Source organism: Massilia sp. Masssp93 (genome assembly GCF_059491295.1).
Genome location: NZ_CP168502.1, coordinates 2,198,567 through 2,214,494 on the forward strand (window position 1 = coordinate 2,198,567; position 15,928 = coordinate 2,214,494).

Below are 15,928 nucleotides of genomic sequence, written 5' to 3' on the forward strand. Positions count from 1 at the left end.
ACAACAACCCACGCGGCGTGGACGCCGCATCATCATCGGAGAGAGCATGAAAGCAAGTATCAAGAACAATGCGCAGGGCGGCTTCACCTTGATCGAATTGATCGTCGTGATCGTGATCCTGGGCATTCTGGCGGCGACGGCATTGCCGAAGTTTGCCAGCCTGGGCGGCGATGCACGCCTTGCCAGCCTGCAGGCGGCGAAAGGCTCCCTGGCCGCGACGGCTGCGATGGCCCATGGCAAATATCTGGTCAATACCGGCACGGCGCTGACGACGCTGGCGGTGGAAGGCGCGACGATCACCTACCAGACGGCCTTCGCTTCCGGCTACCCGAGGGCGGACACCGGCCTGGGCGACGCCGCCGGCCTGTCGACTGACTACACCGTCTATGGCCCTGGCCATGCGAACGACGCCAATTCGGTATCGACGGCCGCGGACGAGATCATGATCGTCCCGAAGAGCGCCGCCAGCTCCCCGACGGGCCTGAAGTGCTACGTCAAGTACAAGGAGCCGACCTCGGCAACGTCCGGCCCGACGATCAAGCTGGGCTCGACGGGCACGCTGACGGCGGCCGACTGCGAATAATCGCCGCCTGGCATGGCCTTGAGAAACGGCGCTTCGGCGCCGTTTCTCATTGGGGCGCCGGGTAGCGCCTCCAATGGATGCAGCGTATTGACCACACCCATTAGTAGTTCCACACGGAAAACCAAAAATATTCTCTCAGAGTAAAATTTTGGTATCGGATTTTCCTCCCGCTTGAATATAATCAAGCCTCTAGCTCTTCTATCTCGACTCAGTCACGGATACCATCGCCACGCATGGGTTTTTTCAGTAAAGCACAGAACAATGCAGCCTGGCTGGCCATGGTGCCGCAGCGCGACGGGATCGCCGCGGCCAGCGTGCGCCGTGGCGGTACGGAAGGCGCGAAGCCGGCCGTGACGCATGCCGTCTTCTTCCCGGGCACGCCGTCCGCCGATGCACTCGACAAGGCCGCCAGGGAGATGCACAGCGCGACCCATCGCTGCACGACGGTGCTGGCGGGCGGCGACTACCAGTTCATGTCGGTCGAATCGCCGAACGTCCCGCGCGAGGAACTGAAAAGCGCGATGCGCTGGCGCCTCAAGGACATCCTCGACTTCCCCATCGACGAGGCCACGTTCGACGTCCTCGACATCCCGCTCGACCCGAACGCGGTCGTGCGTCCGCAGCAAAGCGTGTTCGCCATCGCCGCGCGCAACGGCGTGATCGCCGCGCGCCAGAAGCTGTTCAACGCGGCCAAGGTCAAGCTGCGCGTGATCGACATCCCCGAGATGGCCCAGCGTAACGTGTCGGCCCTGCTGGAGCCGGAAGGCCGCGGCGTCGCCATGCTGTCGTTCGGCGAGGACGGCGGCCTCCTGACCGTGTCGTGGCGCGGCGAGCTGTATCTGTCGCGCCGCATCGACGTGACGGTGGCCCAGGTCCTCGACGACGACCACGACCGCAAGCACCAGAGCTTCGACAAGATCACGCTGGAGCTGCAGCGGTCCCTCGACAACTTCGAGCGCCAGTTCGCGTTCATCAGCGTGGCCAAGCTCGTGCTGGCGCCGACCGGCGCCACGGGCCTGGAAGAATACCTGTCGAGCAACCTGTACACCCGCGTCGAGACGCTGGACCTGGCCACGCTGCTCGACCTCGAGCGCGTCCCCGATCTTGCGGACCCGGCACGCCAGCAGCGCTTCTTCGTGCCCATCGGCGCCGCGCTGCGCCAGGAGGAGGGCGCCGCATGAGCCAGCAGATCAACCTCTTCAATCCTGCTTTCCAGCCGCAGAAGAAGATCTTCTCCGTCAACGCGATGGCCGCCGCGCTGGGCGTGCTCGTGCTGGGCCTCGTCGGGACGGGCGTCTACGCCAAGGTGCGTGTGATGGGCCTGCAGGCCGACGTCGCGCGCGGCGAGGACCGCGTGCAGCAGGCGCAGAAGCGCCTGGAAGCCGCCGCCGCCGAATTCGCGCCGCGCACGAAGGACAGCCGGCTCGAAGCCGAGCTGGCCGACGCGCAGGCCGAGCACGACGCGCTGCGTCGCGTGGCCGACGTGATCGCGCACGGTGACCTGGGCAATACCCAGGGCTATGCCGAATACTTCCGCGCGCTGGCGCGCCAGAGCGTCGACGGCCTGTGGCTGACGGGCGTCTCCATCGCCGGCGCCGGCATGGACATCGGCGTGCGCGGCCGCGCCCTCGATCCCGCCCTCGTGCCGGGCTACCTGGCGCGCCTGCGCAACGAACGCGTGCTGCAGGGCATGCCGGTCGGCAGCATGCAGATCGGCCAGGGGAGCGCCGTCAAGGTGCGCGGCGCCGACGGCAAGGAGACCGATGCGCCCGCGCCGTATGTCGAATTCAGCCTGCAGTCGGCCGCCACGTCGTCCGGCGGCGCGAGCGCCGGAGGCCAGCAATGAAGCGCCGCTGGCTCCAGTTCACGGCGCGCGTGGAAGCGCTGCAGCCGCGCGAACGCATCATGGCGTTCGGCGCCGCGGTCGTCGTGCTCGTGTTCCTCTCGAATACCTTCGTGTTCGCGCCCTTGTCGCACAAGGAAGCCACCTTGCGCTCGACGTTGCAGCAACAGGGCATCACGGTCGACGGCATCGCCGCCGACATCGCATCGAAGGCGCGCGCGTACGGCAACGATCCGAACGTCGCGCTGCGCAAGCGCCTCGGCGAACTGCGTGCCGAGACGGCGCGCACGAGCGACGAGCTGCGCACGATGCAGAAAGGCCTCGTGCCGCCGGAGCGCATCGCGCCGCTGCTGGAATCGATCCTGCGCGCGAACGGCCGCCTGAAGCTCGTGTCGCTCAAGACGCTGCCCGTGACGACGCTGAACGACGGCACCGCGCCGCCCGCCGCGCCGACGGCCGGCGCCCCGGCCGCGCCGGCCGCCACGCCGCCCGTCGTGAAGTCGCCCGACCTGCTGTACCGCCACGGCGTCGAGCTGACGGTGCGCGGCAGCTATCTCGACATGGTCGACTACATGCATGCGCTCGAGACGCTGCCCACCCAGCTGTTCTGGGGCAAGGCGCAGCTGGACGCGGAAGACTATCCGAACGTGCGCCTCACATTGACGCTGTACACCCTGAGCCTGGACCCGAAATGGATGAAGCTGTGATCACGACGACCAAGCGCGCCCTCGGCGCGGCGTTCTGCGCCTTGCTGTGCACGATGTCATGCGCCGCCGGCGCGTTCGCGCAAGGCCTGCAGGATCCGACCAGGCCGCCCGCCGCCGCGACGCCGGCGATGGGCGGTCCCGCGGCCGCCGGCAGCGGTCCGCAACTGCAGTCGATCCTGATCGGGCGCGCGGCGGGCGGGCGCCACCTGGCCGTGATCGACGGCGAGACGGTGCGGCCGGGCGACAGCTTCCACGGCGCGACGGTCGCGCGCATCGACGCGAACGAAGTCGAACTGGTGCGCGGCGGCGAGCGCCAGGTGCTGCGCCTGTACGCGCAGGCCGCGGACGGCAAGACCCCTGTCCGTACCGCGCGGCGCTGATAAAGGATGAGGATGAACGACAAGCGTATCCCGATGCGTACCCTGGCTGCGCTCACCGCCGCCGTGCTGGCGTTGTCCGGCTGCCAGACGACGCCGAGCACGACGACCTACGACGCCATCAAGGGCGAAGTGCGCGGCGCCGCGAGCGCGCGTCCGGCGGGCGCGCCGGCCGTCGACGCGGCCGTCGCCGACGCGCTGCTGCCGCCGGCCGCCGCGCTGGCCACCCAATTGCCGAAGGCGCGGCCCGCGCTGGAAGAGCGCTTCAACGTCTCCTTCAACAACGTGCCCGCGCAGCAGTTCTTCCGCTCGATCGTCGCCGGCACGCGCTACAACATCCTCGTGCATCCGGACGTCGCCGGCACCATCACGGCGAACCTCAAGGACGTCACCCTGCCGGAGACGCTCGACGCGATCCGCGAGATGTACGGCTACGATTACAAGATCGAGGGCACGCGCATCTCGATCAAGCCGCTGACGATGCAGACCAAGATGTTCCACGTGAACTACCTGGTCGGCAAGCGCGCGGGCATGTCGAACACGCGCGTGTCGTCGACGTCGGTGGCGAACGCGGTCAACAACCAGAACGGCAACGGCAACAACAACCAGGGCCAGAACAACAACGGCAACAACCAGAACAACAACGGCAACAATCCGAACGGCCAGGGCAACTCGCAGATGGACAGCACGGACGTCGCGACCACCTCCGCCAACGATTTCTGGGGCGACCTGAAACTGTCCATCGAAGCCATCGTGGGCTCGAAGGAGGGCGGCCGCAGTGTCGTCGTGAGCCCGCAGTCGGGCGTACTCGTGATCCGCGCCATGCCGGACGAATTGCGCAACGTGGACGCCTACCTGAAGGCCACGCAGCTCGCCGTCGACCGCCAGGTGATCCTGGAAGCGAAGATCCTCGAGGTGGAGCTGAACGACAGTTACCAGAGCGGCGTCAACTGGGCCTCGTTCGCGTCGATCAGGAGCGGTCACGACAACCGCGTCTCGGGCGGCATCATCGCGCCGGGCGCCGCGCTCACGCCGCTGCCGTTCGGCGGCGGCCAGCCGGGCACGATCACGGATCCGAGCACGGGCCTGTCGGCCAGCAGCGGCTTCTCGCTGTCGAATGCGGCGGGGACGGCCGGCTCGATGTTCGGCCTCGCCGTGCAGACGGCGAACTTCGCCGCGCTGATCTCGTTCCTCGAAACGCAGGGCACCGTGCACGTGCTGTCCAGCCCTCGCGTGGCCGCGGTCAACAACCAGAAGGCCGTGCTCAAGATCGGCACGGACGAGTTCTACGTCACCGGCGTGCAGACGACGACGAATTCCACGACGACCGGCAACACCGTGTCCCCGAGCGTGACGCTGCAGCCGTTCTTCTCCGGCGTCGTGCTCGACGTCACGCCGCAGATCGACGACAAGGGCAACATCCTGCTGCACGTGCACCCGTCCGTGAGCCAGGTCTCGACGATCAACAAATCGGTCAATCTGGGCACGGCCGGCAGCCTGAACCTGCCGCTGGCCGCGTCGGCCACGTCGGAGCTGGACAGCATCGTGCGCGGCCAGAACGGCCAGGTCGTGGCCATCGGCGGCTTGATGCGCCAGTCGTCCACGGCGGACGATTCGCAGGTGCCGGGCACCAGCAGTGTGCCCGTGCTGTCCTCGCTGTTCGGCGCCAAGAAGCGCGTGAACCAGAAGCGCGAGCTGGTCGTGCTGATCAAGCCGACGATCGTCGAAGGCGTCAACAACTGGAACGACGACCTGCTCGATACCAACCGCCGCATCGAGCAGCTCGACCCGCGCGCCCGGGGGAACCGCTGAATGTACACGGCGCACTTCGGCCTGCGCGAGCTGCCGTTCGGGATCACCCCAGACACCAGCTTCTTCTTCGGCAGCCCGCATTCGCAGGAAGCCCTGAATACGCTGCTCGTGGCGGCGCGCACCGGCGAAGGCTTCATCAAGATCACGGGGGAGGTCGGCACCGGCAAGACCCTGTTGTGCCGCAAGTTCATGGCGACGCTGGGGCCCGAGTTCGTCACCGCCTACATCCCGAACCCGTACCTGGAACCGCGCACGCTGATGCTCGCACTCGCGGACGAGCTGGAAGTCGGCTACGACAAGGACGCCGACCAGCACGCGGTGCTGAAGGCGATCACGCACCGGCTGCTGGATCTCGCGGCCGCGGACAAGCGCGTGCTGCTGTGCCTCGACGAGGCGCAGGCGATGCCCGTCGAGACGCTGGAGGCGCTGCGCCTGCTGACGAATCTGGAGACGGAAAAGCGCAAGCTGCTGCAGATCGTACTGTTCGGCCAGCCGGAACTGAACCGCAAGCTGGAGCTGCAGTCGATCCGCCAGCTGGCGCAGCGCATCACGTTCCACTACCACCTCGGCCCCTTGTCGCGCGACGACCTCGATTACTATGTGGCGCATCGCCTGCGCGTGGCGGGGTATGATGGCGCGCGCCTGTTTTCGCGCGCCGCGGTGGCGCGCCTGTACGCGGCCAGCGGCGGCGTGCCGCGCCTCGTCAACATCCTCGCCCACAAGGCCATGATGCTGTGCTATGGCCAGGGGCGCCAGCAGGTCGCGCGCGCGCACGTGAGCGCGGCCGCGCGCGACACGCACGCGACGAGCCGGCGCCGCCTGTGGCCGTGGGCCGCGCTGCTGGCCGTGCTGGCCGGCGCCGCGGCGGGCCTGGCGTGGGCACTGAGCCATTGACGGGGAGCCGGAATGAGCCTGATTAACAAGATGCTGCAGGACCTCGACGCGCGCGGCACGCCCCAGGACGGCGAACTGCCGGGCCAGGTGAAGCCTGTCGCGCGTGAACCGTACCGGCCGGACTGGCGCGCGATCGCGGCCGGGGTCGGCGGCGCCCACGCCGCCCGCGCGCACGGCTGGCTGGCCTTGACCCAGCTGCATCGCATCCCGCGTCCCGTGACTGCCGTGCCCGCGCCCGTCGCCGCCGTCAAGGTGGCGCCGGTCGTCGCGGGCCCCGTGCGGGCGCCGCAGGTGGTCACCGGGCCGGTCCAGGCGCCGGCAGCCGCGCCGGTGGAAGCGCCGCGCGCCGCGCCGGCAACGCCGCAGGCGGCCGAACGGGCAGAGGAAACGCCGGCCACGACGTCCATGACACGGGCCGAACGCCGCGCCGAGCGCAAGCGTCTCGCGGCGGCGCGCAAGGAAGAGAAAGCGGCGGCGCGCACGGTCGAGAAGACGCCCACCGTGCGCCCTCAGGACGTCGCGCCGATGGAGCCGGACAGCGCGGAAGCGCGCGCGGCCCGCCGCGCGTTGGCGCAGGCGCTGGCCGCGCGCGGAAAATCGGTGAAGAAGACGTCCGCCGCGCTGCTGGCCGCGGCGCGCGCGGCCGCGCGGGACGACGCCGGCGCCACGGGCAAGCACGGCGCGCAGGGCCGCCAGGAAACGGGCGCCCAGCGTGCGGAAGGCGACTACCGGCGCGCGCTGGCGAGCCTGCAGGAAGGCCGCATGACCGAGACGGTGGCCGCGCTCGAACAGGCGCTCAAGTACGAACCCACGCACGAGGCGGCGCGCCAGACGCTGGTCGGCCTCCTGATCGAAGCGAACCGCACCGACGAGGCGATGCGCCAGCTGCAGCTGGGCCTCACGCTGGACGCGCGCCAGCCGGCCATGGCGATGCTGCTGGCGCGCCTGCAGATCGAACGGGGCGGCAACGGAATCGATACCTTGATGCGCACATTGCCGTATGCTGGCAACGATCCCGACTACCACGCCTTCGTGGCGGCCGCGCTGGCGCGCCAGCAGCGCCACCGCGAAGCGGCCGAGCAGTATCAGCAGGCCGTGCGGGCCATGCCGTCGAACGGCGTGTGGTGGATGGGCCTCGGCATGTCGCTGCAGGCCGAGAAGCGCAACGGCGAGGCGCTCGACGCGTACCAGAAGGCGCGCGCGAGCGGCGCTCTGTCGGAGGAATTGCTGGGGTTCGTCGAGCGGCGCATCCAGCAGCTCGGGCGCTGACTCACACCCTGGCGAGGCGCTCCAGCGCCAGCGCCAGCGTCTCATCCTTCTTCGCGAAGCAGAAGCGCACGATCCTCGACTCCGTGGGCCGGCTGTAGAACGCCGCCACGGGAATCGCCGCCACCTTGATCTCGCGCGTGAGCCACTGCGCGAATTCCGACTCGCCCAGGTCCGAGATCCCGTCGTAGCGCACGCACTGGAAATACGTGCCGTCCGCCGGCAGCAAGGTGAAGCGGGACTGCGCCAGCCCCGCGCGGAACAGGTCGCGCTTGCGCTGGTAGAACGCCGGCAGGTCGCGCCACGGCGCCGGGTCGCGCATGAAGCCGGCCAGGCCGGCCTGCATCGGCGTGTTCACGCTGAAGACGTTGTACTGGTGGACCTTGCGGAATTCCGCCATCAACGGCGCCGGCGCGGCCACATAGCCCACCTTCCAGCCCGTCACGTGATACGTCTTGCCGAAACTGGAGACGACGAACGCGCGCTCGGCCAGCACCGGGTGGCGGCTCACGGAGGCGTGCGGCTGGCCGTCGTAGACCATGTGTTCGTACACCTCGTCCGACAGGATCAGGATGCCGGTTCCGGCCACGATGTCCGCCAGCGCATCGAGATCGGCCTGGCGCAGGATGGTCCCGGTCGGATTGTGCGGGGTGTTCACGACGATCATGCGGGTCCGCGCCGTGACGGCCGCCGCGACGTCGTCCCACGGCACGCTGTAGCCGTCCGCGCCGACGCGCATGGCGACCGGCACCGCCACGCCGCCGGCCAGCGCGATCGACGGCTGGTAGCTGTCGTAGCACGGCTCGATGACGATCGCTTCGTCGCCCGGATGCACGGCGCACAGGATCGCGGTGATGATGCCTTGCGTGGCGCCGGCCGTGACCGTGATCTCGGCGTTGGCGTCGTACGCGCGGCCGTACAGCGCTGCCAGCTTGGCGGCGATGGCCTCGCGCAGCACGGGCAGGCCGGTCATCGGCGCGTACTGGTTGTGGCCCGCGCGCATGGCGGCGTCGACGGCGTCCAGCAGGCGCGGGTCGCACTGGAAATCGGGGAAGCCCTGGCCCAGGTTGACGGCGCCGTATTCGTTGGCCAGGGCGGACATGAGGGTGAACACGGTGGTGCCGACGGCCGGCAGGCGCGATCGCAGGACGGGTGTGGTCATGGTGCGGACGGGTTGGATGAAGGTCGGATCATTCTAGCGTGGGCGACGCCTCGGTCTTGACCCACGCGTCGGGCGTCATGATGCGGAACAGGTTCTCGCGCGCGGTCCGGCGCGCCAGCTTGAGCAGGGCCTTGTCCTTCGTGACGAGGACGGCGGCGTCGGCGTCGCGGGCGATCTCGAGGAATTTCTGGTCGTCGCGGTCGGTGCAGACGGGCAGGCGCAGTGCGCGGGCCGTCGGCGCCACGACCTCGATCAGGGCGTCGAAGCGGTCCGCCGCGTGCGGGCGCGTCGTGTCGTCGAGGGGCAGGTGGGCATAATGCAGCACGATGCGGTATTCGTCGCGGCAGTCGGCGCGGGTGACGGCGCGCACGCGGCCGGACTCGAGGGCGGCCAGCAACGGCGCCCAGCGCGGGTCGCGGAAAACGAACAGGTCGAGGCAGACATTGGTGTCGATGACGATGGGTTTCGCTGGAGCAGGTATCATGTCAGCAATTTTACCCGTTGCACGTGTTTCAACAATGCTGATCGTTCTTTCGCCCGCCAAATCCCTCGACCTCGATTCCCCGCCCACCACCCGCGCACGCACGACGCCGCGCTTCATCGACGATGCCGCCGACCTCATCCGGGTCCTGAAACCCAGGTCGCCGGCCGAGATCGGTGCGCTGATGGACATCTCGGATCAGCTGTCCGTGCTGAACGTGACGCGTTACGCCGACTGGCACCCGGACCATGGCGCCGCGCGCCAGGCCATCATGTCCTTCGACGGCGACGTCTACACGGGCCTCGCCGCGCGCACGCTGGACGCGCGGGCGCTGAAGTACGTGCAGGGCAGGGTGCGCATCCTGTCCGGCCTGTACGGCGTCCTGCGCCCGCTGGACGGCATGCACCCGTACCGCCTCGAGATGGGCACCCGCCTCGCGAACCCGCGCGGCAAGGACCTGTACGCCTTCTGGGGCGAGCGCGTGACGGCCGCGCTGAATGCGGACGCGAAGGACGCGGGGGCGCAGGTCCTCGTGAACCTGGCGTCGGAAGAATACTTCAAGTCCGTCAAGCCGAAGCTGCTGGACGTGCCCGTGATCACGCCCGTGTTCGAGGACTGGAAGAACGGCAAGTACAAGATCATCTCGTTCTTCGCCAAGCGGGCGCGCGGGATGATGGCCCGGTACGCGGCCGAGCGCGGGATCACGGACGTGCAGCGGTTGAAGGCGTTCGACGTCGACGGCTATGCGTTCGACGCGGCCGTGTCGACGGACAAGGCGTGGGTGTTCAGGCGGCGGATCGACAGCTGACGTTCCGTCGGCCCGCGCAGAAGATGCCCGTCGTCCCCGCGCAGGCGGGGACCCAAGATGCCCGTCGTCCCCGCGAAGGCGGGGACCCAAGTAATGCCACCAGCTTCGCCGGCGTCGGCATGCCGCGCCGATCGTGGAAATTGGGCCCGTGCCTGCGCAGGGGTGACGGGGCCAACAATAAAAATTTGGCCCCGGCATGCGCAGGCGACGGCGCCAACCATAAAAAAAGCCCGCATCGCTGCGGGCATCGTCGTCCTTACTGCACGGCATCCTTCGGCGCCGGCTTCGGCCCCGCCTTGGCCCAGAACTTCCACCACGGCGCATCGCCCGAGCCCTTGCCGCCCATGAAGCGGCTGTCCGGGTAATTCTTGGCAAAGATGCGCTGCGTGTCGTCGCGCAGGTCGAACATGCCCAGCTTGTCGTAGCAGCGGATCATGATGAACAGCGCTTCCTCGCGCGCGGTCGACTGGTTGAACTGCGTCACGGCCGTCTGCGCGCGGTTCAGTGCGGCCAGGTAGGCGCCGCGGCGATAATAGTAGTTCGCCACGTGCACTTCGTACTGCGCCATCGCGTCGATCAGGTAGTTCATGCGGGCGATCGAGTCCGGCGCGTATTTGCTGTTCGGGAACTTGTCGACCAGTTCCTTGAACGCGGCAAACGCCTCGCGCGTCGCCTTGGGGTCGCGCTCGGTCGGGTCCTGGGCGTAGATGAAGCTGAGGAAGCCGATCTGGTCGTTGAAGTTGATCAGGCCGCGCAGGTAGTACATATAGTCGACCTGCGGGTGGTTCGGGTGCAGCTTGATGAAGCGTTCCACGGCCGCCAGCGCCTCGGCCTGGTCCTGCGCCTTGTAGTGCGCATAGGCGATTTCCATCTGCGCCTGGGCGGCGTAGGTGCCGAACGGATAGTTGGATTCGAGGCGTTCGTACAGCTTGATCGCAGCTTCGTAATGGCCGCCGGCCATTTCCTCCTGCGCGTCAGCGTATAATTTCGATGCTGACACGTTCTTGTTTTCGTCCGATCTTTCCGGCAACAAACCGCAAGCTGACAAACTTAGCAGGACGCTAGTCACGACAATTACAGACAATTTTTTTTGCATAAGCTCTATTGCAAGAAAGTTTTACCGAGATTCAACGAACGGCTGATTATAGCCGATGGGACTGACGTGATATTAACTGCTGCGCCGAATTCGGCGGAAAACCTTTTCGACCCCGACCTGGACGAGGACCTCGACGCCGATCTCGATGCCGGCGTGGCCGGCCCCGACTATTCCCCGATCACCCTGGAACTGGTGCCCGAACACTGCGGCCAGCGCCTGGACAAGGTCGTGGCCGGGCTGGTGCCGCAATTCTCGCGCAGCCGCCTGCAGCAATGGTTCGACGAAGGCCACATCACCGTCGACGGCAAGCCGGCGAAGGGCAAGAGCACGGCCTACGGCGACGAGGCGATCGTCGTCCTGCCGCAGCCCGCGCCCGAGGACACGGCCTACACGCCGGAACCGATGGCACTGAACATCGTGTACGAGGACGATGCGATCATCGTCGTCAACAAGCCGGCCGGCCTCGTCGTGCACCCGGGTTCGGGCAACTGGTCGGGCACCTTGCTGAACGGCCTGCTGCACCACTGCCCGCAACTGGTGTCCGTGCCGCGCGCCGGCATCGTGCACCGCCTCGACAAGGATACGAGCGGCCTGATGGTCGTCGGCAAGACGCTGGAGGCCCAGACCGACCTCGTGCGCCAGCTGCAGGCCCGCACCGTCAAGCGCGAGTACCTGGCCCTCGTGTGGGGCACGCCGCGCGCCAGCGGCACCATCGACTCGGCGATCAGCCGCGACCCGAAAGACCGCGTCAAGATGGCCGTGTCGAACAGCCCGTCGGCCAAACCCGCCATCACGCACTACGAGCTGCTCGAAAGCGGCGAGCTGGACCGCCGTCCCGTCAGCCTCGTGCAATGCCGCCTGGAGACGGGCCGCACGCACCAGATCCGCGTGCACATGCAGTCGCTGGGGTACAGCCTCGTCGGCGACACCGTGTACGGCAAGCAGCACCTGCGCTCGTTCTTCCACCGCCAGGCGCTGCAGGCGCGCCGCCTCGGCCTCACGCATCCGGCCAGCGGCGAGCACATGGAATGGGTCGTGCCGCTGGCCGACGATTTTGCGGAACTTCTGGAACAAGCCGGGATCGAAGAACCGGAAGCGATTTGATGAGTGGTTCCAGTTTGCCGCCGCATCTGCTCGATACCGATCTGATTCATCCGGCCGCGCCGGACCAGTGGCCCGATCTGCCTGACGCGTTCGGTGCACTGGCCACGACGCGGCGCGGCGGCGTCAGCATGGGGCCGTACGGCGACGGATGCGGTGGCGGGGGCCTGAACCTGGGCAGGCACGTGGACGACGATCCGGAGGCCGTGCAGACCAACCGCGCGCGCCTGCGGGCACGCCTGCCGGGGCCGCCCGCATGGATCGCGCAGGTCCACGGCGCCGACGTCGTCGATGCGGCGACCGTGCAGCCGGACGGACCCGTGCGCACGGGCGACGCGAGCATCGCGACGGCGCCGGGCGTCGTCTGCGCCATCCTGACGGCGGATTGCCTGCCCGTGCTGTTCGCGGACCTGGGCGGCAAGGTCGCGGGCGCCGCGCATGCGGGCTGGCGCGGCCTGGCGGGCGGCGTGCTGGGGCAGACGGTCGCCGCCATGCGCGCGGCCGGCGCGGGCGAGATCACGGCCTGGCTCGGGCCGGCGATCGGGCCGGACGCGTTCGAGGTGGGGCCCGATGTGCTGGCCGCCTTCGACGCCGCGCTGCCGGGGCAGGCGGCCGATGCGTTCAAGCCGTATCCCGGCAGGCCGGGCAAGTATCTGGCCGACATGCCGCTGTTGGCGCGCCGCATGCTGGCGCGCGCCGGCGTCACGCGCGTGCACGGGGGCGGGCGCTGCACGGCGACCGAGGCCGACTGGTTTTATTCCTACCGGCGCGATGGCGTCAGCGGCCGCCAGGCCAGTCTCATCTGGCTGAAGTAGAGGGCGGGCAGCCGCCGTCGGCGCTGCCTGCGGCATCGTCACGGCCATCCGCCGCGCGCACTGCGGCCCGGGCCGCGCGGGCGCGCCGGCGCCGTGATCCCGCAAGGTAAAATACTAGCGAGAACGGCAACACGCCATAGCCGAAAAAAGTCATAATGCCGCCAACCACAGTCGGCTCCGTCGCCGCCATCAGGGTTACGACGTACATCCATCCTATGGCCACGATCCACATGCGATGCTCCGGTTGCTGTCGACAAATCGATTCTACACAATGGACGCCTTATGAATACGCCTGATGCTACCCCGCAGATGCTTGCCGCTCCCTGGATGGCGCCGTTCGCGCAATTCACCGATCCCTCCGCCTGGCAGTCGATGATGAAACTTCCCGACGGTGCCGACGGTACGGCAGCATTCGCACCCGTGGCAAAGATGCTGGGCGATATCGGCGCCGGCCTGTCGCAGGGCAAGCTGGAGGCGCTGCGCGACGACTACGTGCAAAAGGCAACGAAGCTGTGGCAGGATTTCGTCGGCGGCAAGCTGCCGTCGTTCAGCGACCGCCGCTTTGCCGCGCCGGAGTGGACGGCGAATCCGATGTCCGCGTACAGCGTCGCGTCGTACCTGCTGAATTCCGAGTTCCTGATGGCGCTGGCCGAGGCCGTCGAGGTGCCCCCGCGCGAGAAGCAGAAGATCCGCTTCGCCGTCCAGCAGATCGTCGATGCGATGTCGCCAGCCAACTTCCTCGCGACGAATCCGGAAGCCCAGCAGAAAATGATCGAGACCAAGGGCGAAAGTCTCACGAAGGGCCTGCAGAATATGCTGGCCGACCTGCAAAAGGGCCGCATCTCGCAATCGGACGAATCCGCGTTCGAGGTCGGCCGCAACGTCGGCGTCACGCCGGGCGCGGTCGTGTTCGAGAATCATTTGTTCCAACTGATCCAGTACACGCCGACGACGCCGACCGTGCACGAGGTGCCGCTGCTGATGGTGCCGCCTTGCATCAACAAGTACTACATCCTCGACCTGCAGCCGGAGAATTCCCTCGTCCGCTACCTGGTGGAGCAGGGCAATACGGTGTTCATGGTCTCCTGGCGCAACCCGGACCAGGGCCTGGCCGGCACGACGTGGGACGACTACATCGAGCAGGGCGCGATCCGCGCGCTGGACGTCACCCGCGCGATCGCGGGCAAGGACAAGGTGAACGTGTTCGGCTTCTGCGTGGGCGGCACCATCGCGGCGACGGCGCTGGCCGTGCTGGCCGCGCGCGGCCAGAAGCCGGCCGCGAGCCTGAGCCTGTTCACGACCCTGCTGGACTTTTCCGATACGGGCGTGCTGGACGTCTTCGTCGACGAGACGCAGGTGAAGATGCGCGAGCAGCAGCTGGCGCGCGGCGGCCTGATGCCGGGACGCGACCTGGCGACGACGTTCTCGGCGCTGCGTCCCAACGACCTCGTGTGGAACTATGTCCAGCAGAACTACCTCAAGGGCAAGACGCCGCCCGCGTTCGACCTGCTGTACTGGAATGCCGACAGCACCAACCTGCCGGGGCCGATGTATTGCTGGTACCTGCGCAACACCTATCTCGAGGACAAGCTGAAGGTGCCGGGTGCGCTGACCGTGGCCGGCACGAAGGTCGACCTGGGCGCCATCGATTGCCCGACCTTCCTGTACGGCTCGAAGGAAGACCACATCGTGCCGTGGGAAGCCGCGTTCGCGTCGATGGGCCTGCTGAACCCGAAGAAGCCGAAGAACAACCGCTTCGTGCTGGGCGCTTCCGGCCATATCGCGGGCGTCATCAACCCGGCGTCGAAGAACAAGCGCAGCTACTGGGTGGGCGAAGGCGGCCGCACGCGACCGAAGACGGCGGCCGAGTGGAGCGCCAGCGCCGTCGAGAAGAAGGGCAGTTGGTGGCCGGAATGGGCGAAGTTCCTGGCGGAGTTCGGCGGCCAGGACGTGGCGCCGCCCGCGCAACCGGGCAGTGCCGCTTTCCCCGCGATCGAGCCGGCGCCGGGCCGTTACGTCAAGGCGCGCGCGGATTGAGGCGGCTGCGGAGGGTATTTGCGAAATAAATCATTCAGTTGCTCAGTGAATAATTGCTGCACCTGCGTTCGCAACGTGGTATTTTTAGCGGATATCCTCTTGGAATCGGAGACGCCGCGGGAGATCCCCGCGGTCGCCGCATAATAAATGCGCTACGGCGCTGTACATGGAAATGAGATGAGTAGTGTCAAAAAAAGCACTGAACGCCTGATCAAGAAATATCCGAACCGCCGGCTGTACGACACCCAGACCAGTTCTTACATCACCTTGTCCGACGTGAAGCAACTCGTGCTCGATTCCGACGAGTTCACGGTCGTGGATGCCAAGACGAACGAAGACCTGACCCGCAGCATCCTCCTGCAGATCATTCTCGAAGAGGAAGCGCACGGCGTGCCGATGTTCTCCAGTGGCGTGCTGTCCCAGATCATCCGTTACTACGGCCATGCGATGCAGGGCATGATGGGTTCCTACCTGGAAAAGAACGTGCAGGCCTTCACCGACATCCAGAACAAGTTCGTCGGCTCGGCCGCGGGCGCGCTGGAAGGCAAGCCGTTCAGCACCGAGATGTGGACCCAGTTCATGAACATCCAGGGCCCGATGATGCAGGGCATGATGAACAACTACATCGACCAGAGCAAGAACCTGTTCCTGCAGATGCAGGAGCAGATGCAGAGCCAGAGCAAGGCGATGATGTTCGGCGCGTTTCCGTTCGGGGTGCCGCCCGAGAAAAAGTGAACGTGTAACGTACCGCGCACGATCAGTCGTACCGCGCACGATCAGTCGTACCGCGCACGATCAGTCGTACCGCGCACGATCAATCGTACCGCGCACGATCAATCGTACCGCACACGATCAGCCGTCGTCCCCGCGCAGGCGGGGACCCAATTTCGCAACCATTCCGGCAGCGCCAAAATTGGGCCCCTGCCTGCGCAGGGGCGACGAGCAA

At 67.4% G+C, this 15,928-nt stretch carries 16 protein-coding genes; 13 read left to right on the forward strand and 3 right to left on the reverse strand.

Annotation, left to right across the window (positions count from 1 at the left end):
* The first annotated feature begins 46 nt into the window (after positions 1 to 46).
* The 8 genes from ACEN9Q_RS09200 (at position 47) to ACEN9Q_RS09235 (ending at position 7,485) form a co-directional block, all read left to right on the forward strand.
* Positions 47 to 583, forward strand: coding sequence for a type II secretion system protein (locus tag ACEN9Q_RS09200; protein ID WP_495628150.1), 537 nt, complete (start codon positions 47 to 49; stop codon positions 581 to 583).
* A gap of 233 nt (positions 584 to 816) precedes the next feature.
* On the forward strand, positions 817 to 1,764 hold the full coding sequence (gene pilM / locus ACEN9Q_RS09205; protein WP_495628151.1) for a pilus assembly protein PilM: 948 nt from the start codon (positions 817 to 819) through the stop codon (positions 1,762 to 1,764).
* On the forward strand, positions 1,761 to 2,429 hold the full coding sequence (locus ACEN9Q_RS09210; protein WP_495628152.1) for a hypothetical protein: 669 nt from the start codon (positions 1,761 to 1,763) through the stop codon (positions 2,427 to 2,429). Before pilM ends, ACEN9Q_RS09210 begins: the two co-directional genes overlap by 4 nt.
* The gene (locus ACEN9Q_RS09215; protein ID WP_495628153.1) at positions 2,426 to 3,133 is read left to right on the forward strand and encodes a hypothetical protein; all 708 of its coding nucleotides are present in this window, start codon (positions 2,426 to 2,428) and stop codon (positions 3,131 to 3,133) included. Before ACEN9Q_RS09210 ends, ACEN9Q_RS09215 begins: the two co-directional genes overlap by 4 nt.
* Positions 3,118 to 3,513 carry a hypothetical protein gene (locus tag ACEN9Q_RS09220; protein ID WP_495628154.1) on the forward strand — a complete coding sequence of 132 codons (396 nt, stop codon included), beginning with the start codon at positions 3,118 to 3,120 and terminating at the stop codon, positions 3,511 to 3,513. The genes ACEN9Q_RS09215 and ACEN9Q_RS09220 overlap by 16 nt, the downstream gene beginning before the upstream one ends.
* Positions 3,514 to 3,525: 12 nt before the next feature.
* Positions 3,526 to 5,322: a pilus (MSHA type) biogenesis protein MshL gene (gene mshL / locus ACEN9Q_RS09225; RefSeq protein WP_157202008.1), complete on the forward strand. Its 1,797-nt coding sequence runs from the start codon at positions 3,526 to 3,528 to the stop codon at positions 5,320 to 5,322.
* Entirely contained in the window at positions 5,323 to 6,216 is an 894-nt protein-coding gene (locus ACEN9Q_RS09230; RefSeq protein WP_495628155.1) for an ExeA family protein, read from the forward strand.
* Positions 6,217 to 6,228: 12 nt separating this feature from the next.
* Positions 6,229 to 7,485, forward strand: coding sequence for a tetratricopeptide repeat protein (locus tag ACEN9Q_RS09235; RefSeq protein ID WP_495628156.1), 1,257 nt, complete (start codon positions 6,229 to 6,231; stop codon positions 7,483 to 7,485).
* 1 nt (position 7,486) lies between these two features.
* Here ACEN9Q_RS09235 and ACEN9Q_RS09240 read toward each other — a convergent pair whose 3' ends face one another.
* Positions 7,487 to 8,644 carry a pyridoxal phosphate-dependent aminotransferase gene (locus ACEN9Q_RS09240; RefSeq protein ID WP_495628157.1) on the reverse strand — a complete coding sequence of 386 codons (1,158 nt, stop codon included), beginning with the start codon at positions 8,642 to 8,644 and terminating at the stop codon, positions 7,487 to 7,489.
* Positions 8,645 to 8,672: 28 nt separating this feature from the next.
* The gene (locus tag ACEN9Q_RS09245; protein WP_056445829.1) at positions 8,673 to 9,128 is read right to left on the reverse strand and encodes a putative toxin-antitoxin system toxin component, PIN family; all 456 of its coding nucleotides are present in this window, start codon (positions 9,126 to 9,128) and stop codon (positions 8,673 to 8,675) included.
* Positions 9,129 to 9,162: 34 nt separating this feature from the next.
* Here ACEN9Q_RS09245 and yaaA point away from each other — a divergent pair, with 34 nt between their 5' ends.
* Positions 9,163 to 9,933 carry a peroxide stress protein YaaA gene (yaaA, locus tag ACEN9Q_RS09250; protein WP_056445832.1) on the forward strand — a complete coding sequence of 257 codons (771 nt, stop codon included), beginning with the start codon at positions 9,163 to 9,165 and terminating at the stop codon, positions 9,931 to 9,933.
* A gap of 256 nt (positions 9,934 to 10,189) precedes the next feature.
* Here yaaA and ACEN9Q_RS09255 read toward each other — a convergent pair whose 3' ends face one another.
* Positions 10,190 to 11,029, reverse strand: coding sequence for an outer membrane protein assembly factor BamD (locus ACEN9Q_RS09255; RefSeq protein ID WP_495628158.1), 840 nt, complete (start codon positions 11,027 to 11,029; stop codon positions 10,190 to 10,192).
* 66 nt (positions 11,030 to 11,095) lie between these two features.
* On the opposite strand from ACEN9Q_RS09255, the gene ACEN9Q_RS09260 reads away from it, so the two are divergent.
* The 4 genes from ACEN9Q_RS09260 (at position 11,096) to phaR (ending at position 15,717) form a co-directional block, all read left to right on the forward strand.
* Positions 11,096 to 12,133: an RluA family pseudouridine synthase gene (locus ACEN9Q_RS09260; protein WP_495628159.1), complete on the forward strand. Its 1,038-nt coding sequence runs from the start codon at positions 11,096 to 11,098 to the stop codon at positions 12,131 to 12,133.
* Positions 12,133 to 12,945 carry a peptidoglycan editing factor PgeF gene (gene pgeF, locus ACEN9Q_RS09265; protein ID WP_495628160.1) on the forward strand — a complete coding sequence of 271 codons (813 nt, stop codon included), beginning with the start codon at positions 12,133 to 12,135 and terminating at the stop codon, positions 12,943 to 12,945. Before ACEN9Q_RS09260 ends, pgeF begins: the two co-directional genes overlap by 1 nt.
* A 282-nt stretch (positions 12,946 to 13,227) precedes the next feature.
* A complete protein-coding gene (phaC, locus tag ACEN9Q_RS09270; protein ID WP_495628161.1) occupies positions 13,228 to 14,982 on the forward strand; it encodes a class I poly(R)-hydroxyalkanoic acid synthase in 1,755 nt (584 codons plus the stop codon).
* Between the two features lie 177 nt (positions 14,983 to 15,159).
* Positions 15,160 to 15,717 carry a polyhydroxyalkanoate synthesis repressor PhaR gene (gene phaR, locus ACEN9Q_RS09275; protein ID WP_056445844.1) on the forward strand — a complete coding sequence of 186 codons (558 nt, stop codon included), beginning with the start codon at positions 15,160 to 15,162 and terminating at the stop codon, positions 15,715 to 15,717.
* Positions 15,718 to 15,928: the final 211 nt, after the last annotated feature.

Coding starts and splice junctions, on each gene's coding strand:
- ACEN9Q_RS09200 (WP_495628150.1), top strand. CDS start 47: ATGAAAGCAAGTATCAAGAACAATGCGCAGGGCGGCTTCACCTTGATC.
- pilM (WP_495628151.1), top strand. CDS start 817: ATGGGTTTTTTCAGTAAAGCACAGAACAATGCAGCCTGGCTGGCCATG.
- ACEN9Q_RS09210 (WP_495628152.1), top strand. CDS start 1,761: ATGAGCCAGCAGATCAACCTCTTCAATCCTGCTTTCCAGCCGCAGAAG.
- ACEN9Q_RS09215 (WP_495628153.1), top strand. CDS start 2,426: ATGAAGCGCCGCTGGCTCCAGTTCACGGCGCGCGTGGAAGCGCTGCAG.
- ACEN9Q_RS09220 (WP_495628154.1), top strand. CDS start 3,118: ATGGATGAAGCTGTGATCACGACGACCAAGCGCGCCCTCGGCGCGGCG.
- mshL (WP_157202008.1), top strand. CDS start 3,526: ATGAACGACAAGCGTATCCCGATGCGTACCCTGGCTGCGCTCACCGCC.
- ACEN9Q_RS09230 (WP_495628155.1), top strand. CDS start 5,323: ATGTACACGGCGCACTTCGGCCTGCGCGAGCTGCCGTTCGGGATCACC.
- ACEN9Q_RS09235 (WP_495628156.1), top strand. CDS start 6,229: ATGAGCCTGATTAACAAGATGCTGCAGGACCTCGACGCGCGCGGCACG.
- ACEN9Q_RS09240 (WP_495628157.1), bottom strand. CDS start 8,644: ATGACCACACCCGTCCTGCGATCGCGCCTGCCGGCCGTCGGCACCACC.
- ACEN9Q_RS09245 (WP_056445829.1), bottom strand. CDS start 9,128: ATGATACCTGCTCCAGCGAAACCCATCGTCATCGACACCAATGTCTGC.
- yaaA (WP_056445832.1), top strand. CDS start 9,163: ATGCTGATCGTTCTTTCGCCCGCCAAATCCCTCGACCTCGATTCCCCG.
- ACEN9Q_RS09255 (WP_495628158.1), bottom strand. CDS start 11,029: ATGCAAAAAAAATTGTCTGTAATTGTCGTGACTAGCGTCCTGCTAAGT.
- pgeF (WP_495628160.1), top strand. CDS start 12,133: ATGAGTGGTTCCAGTTTGCCGCCGCATCTGCTCGATACCGATCTGATT.
- phaC (WP_495628161.1), top strand. CDS start 13,228: ATGAATACGCCTGATGCTACCCCGCAGATGCTTGCCGCTCCCTGGATG.
- phaR (WP_056445844.1), top strand. CDS start 15,160: ATGAGTAGTGTCAAAAAAAGCACTGAACGCCTGATCAAGAAATATCCG.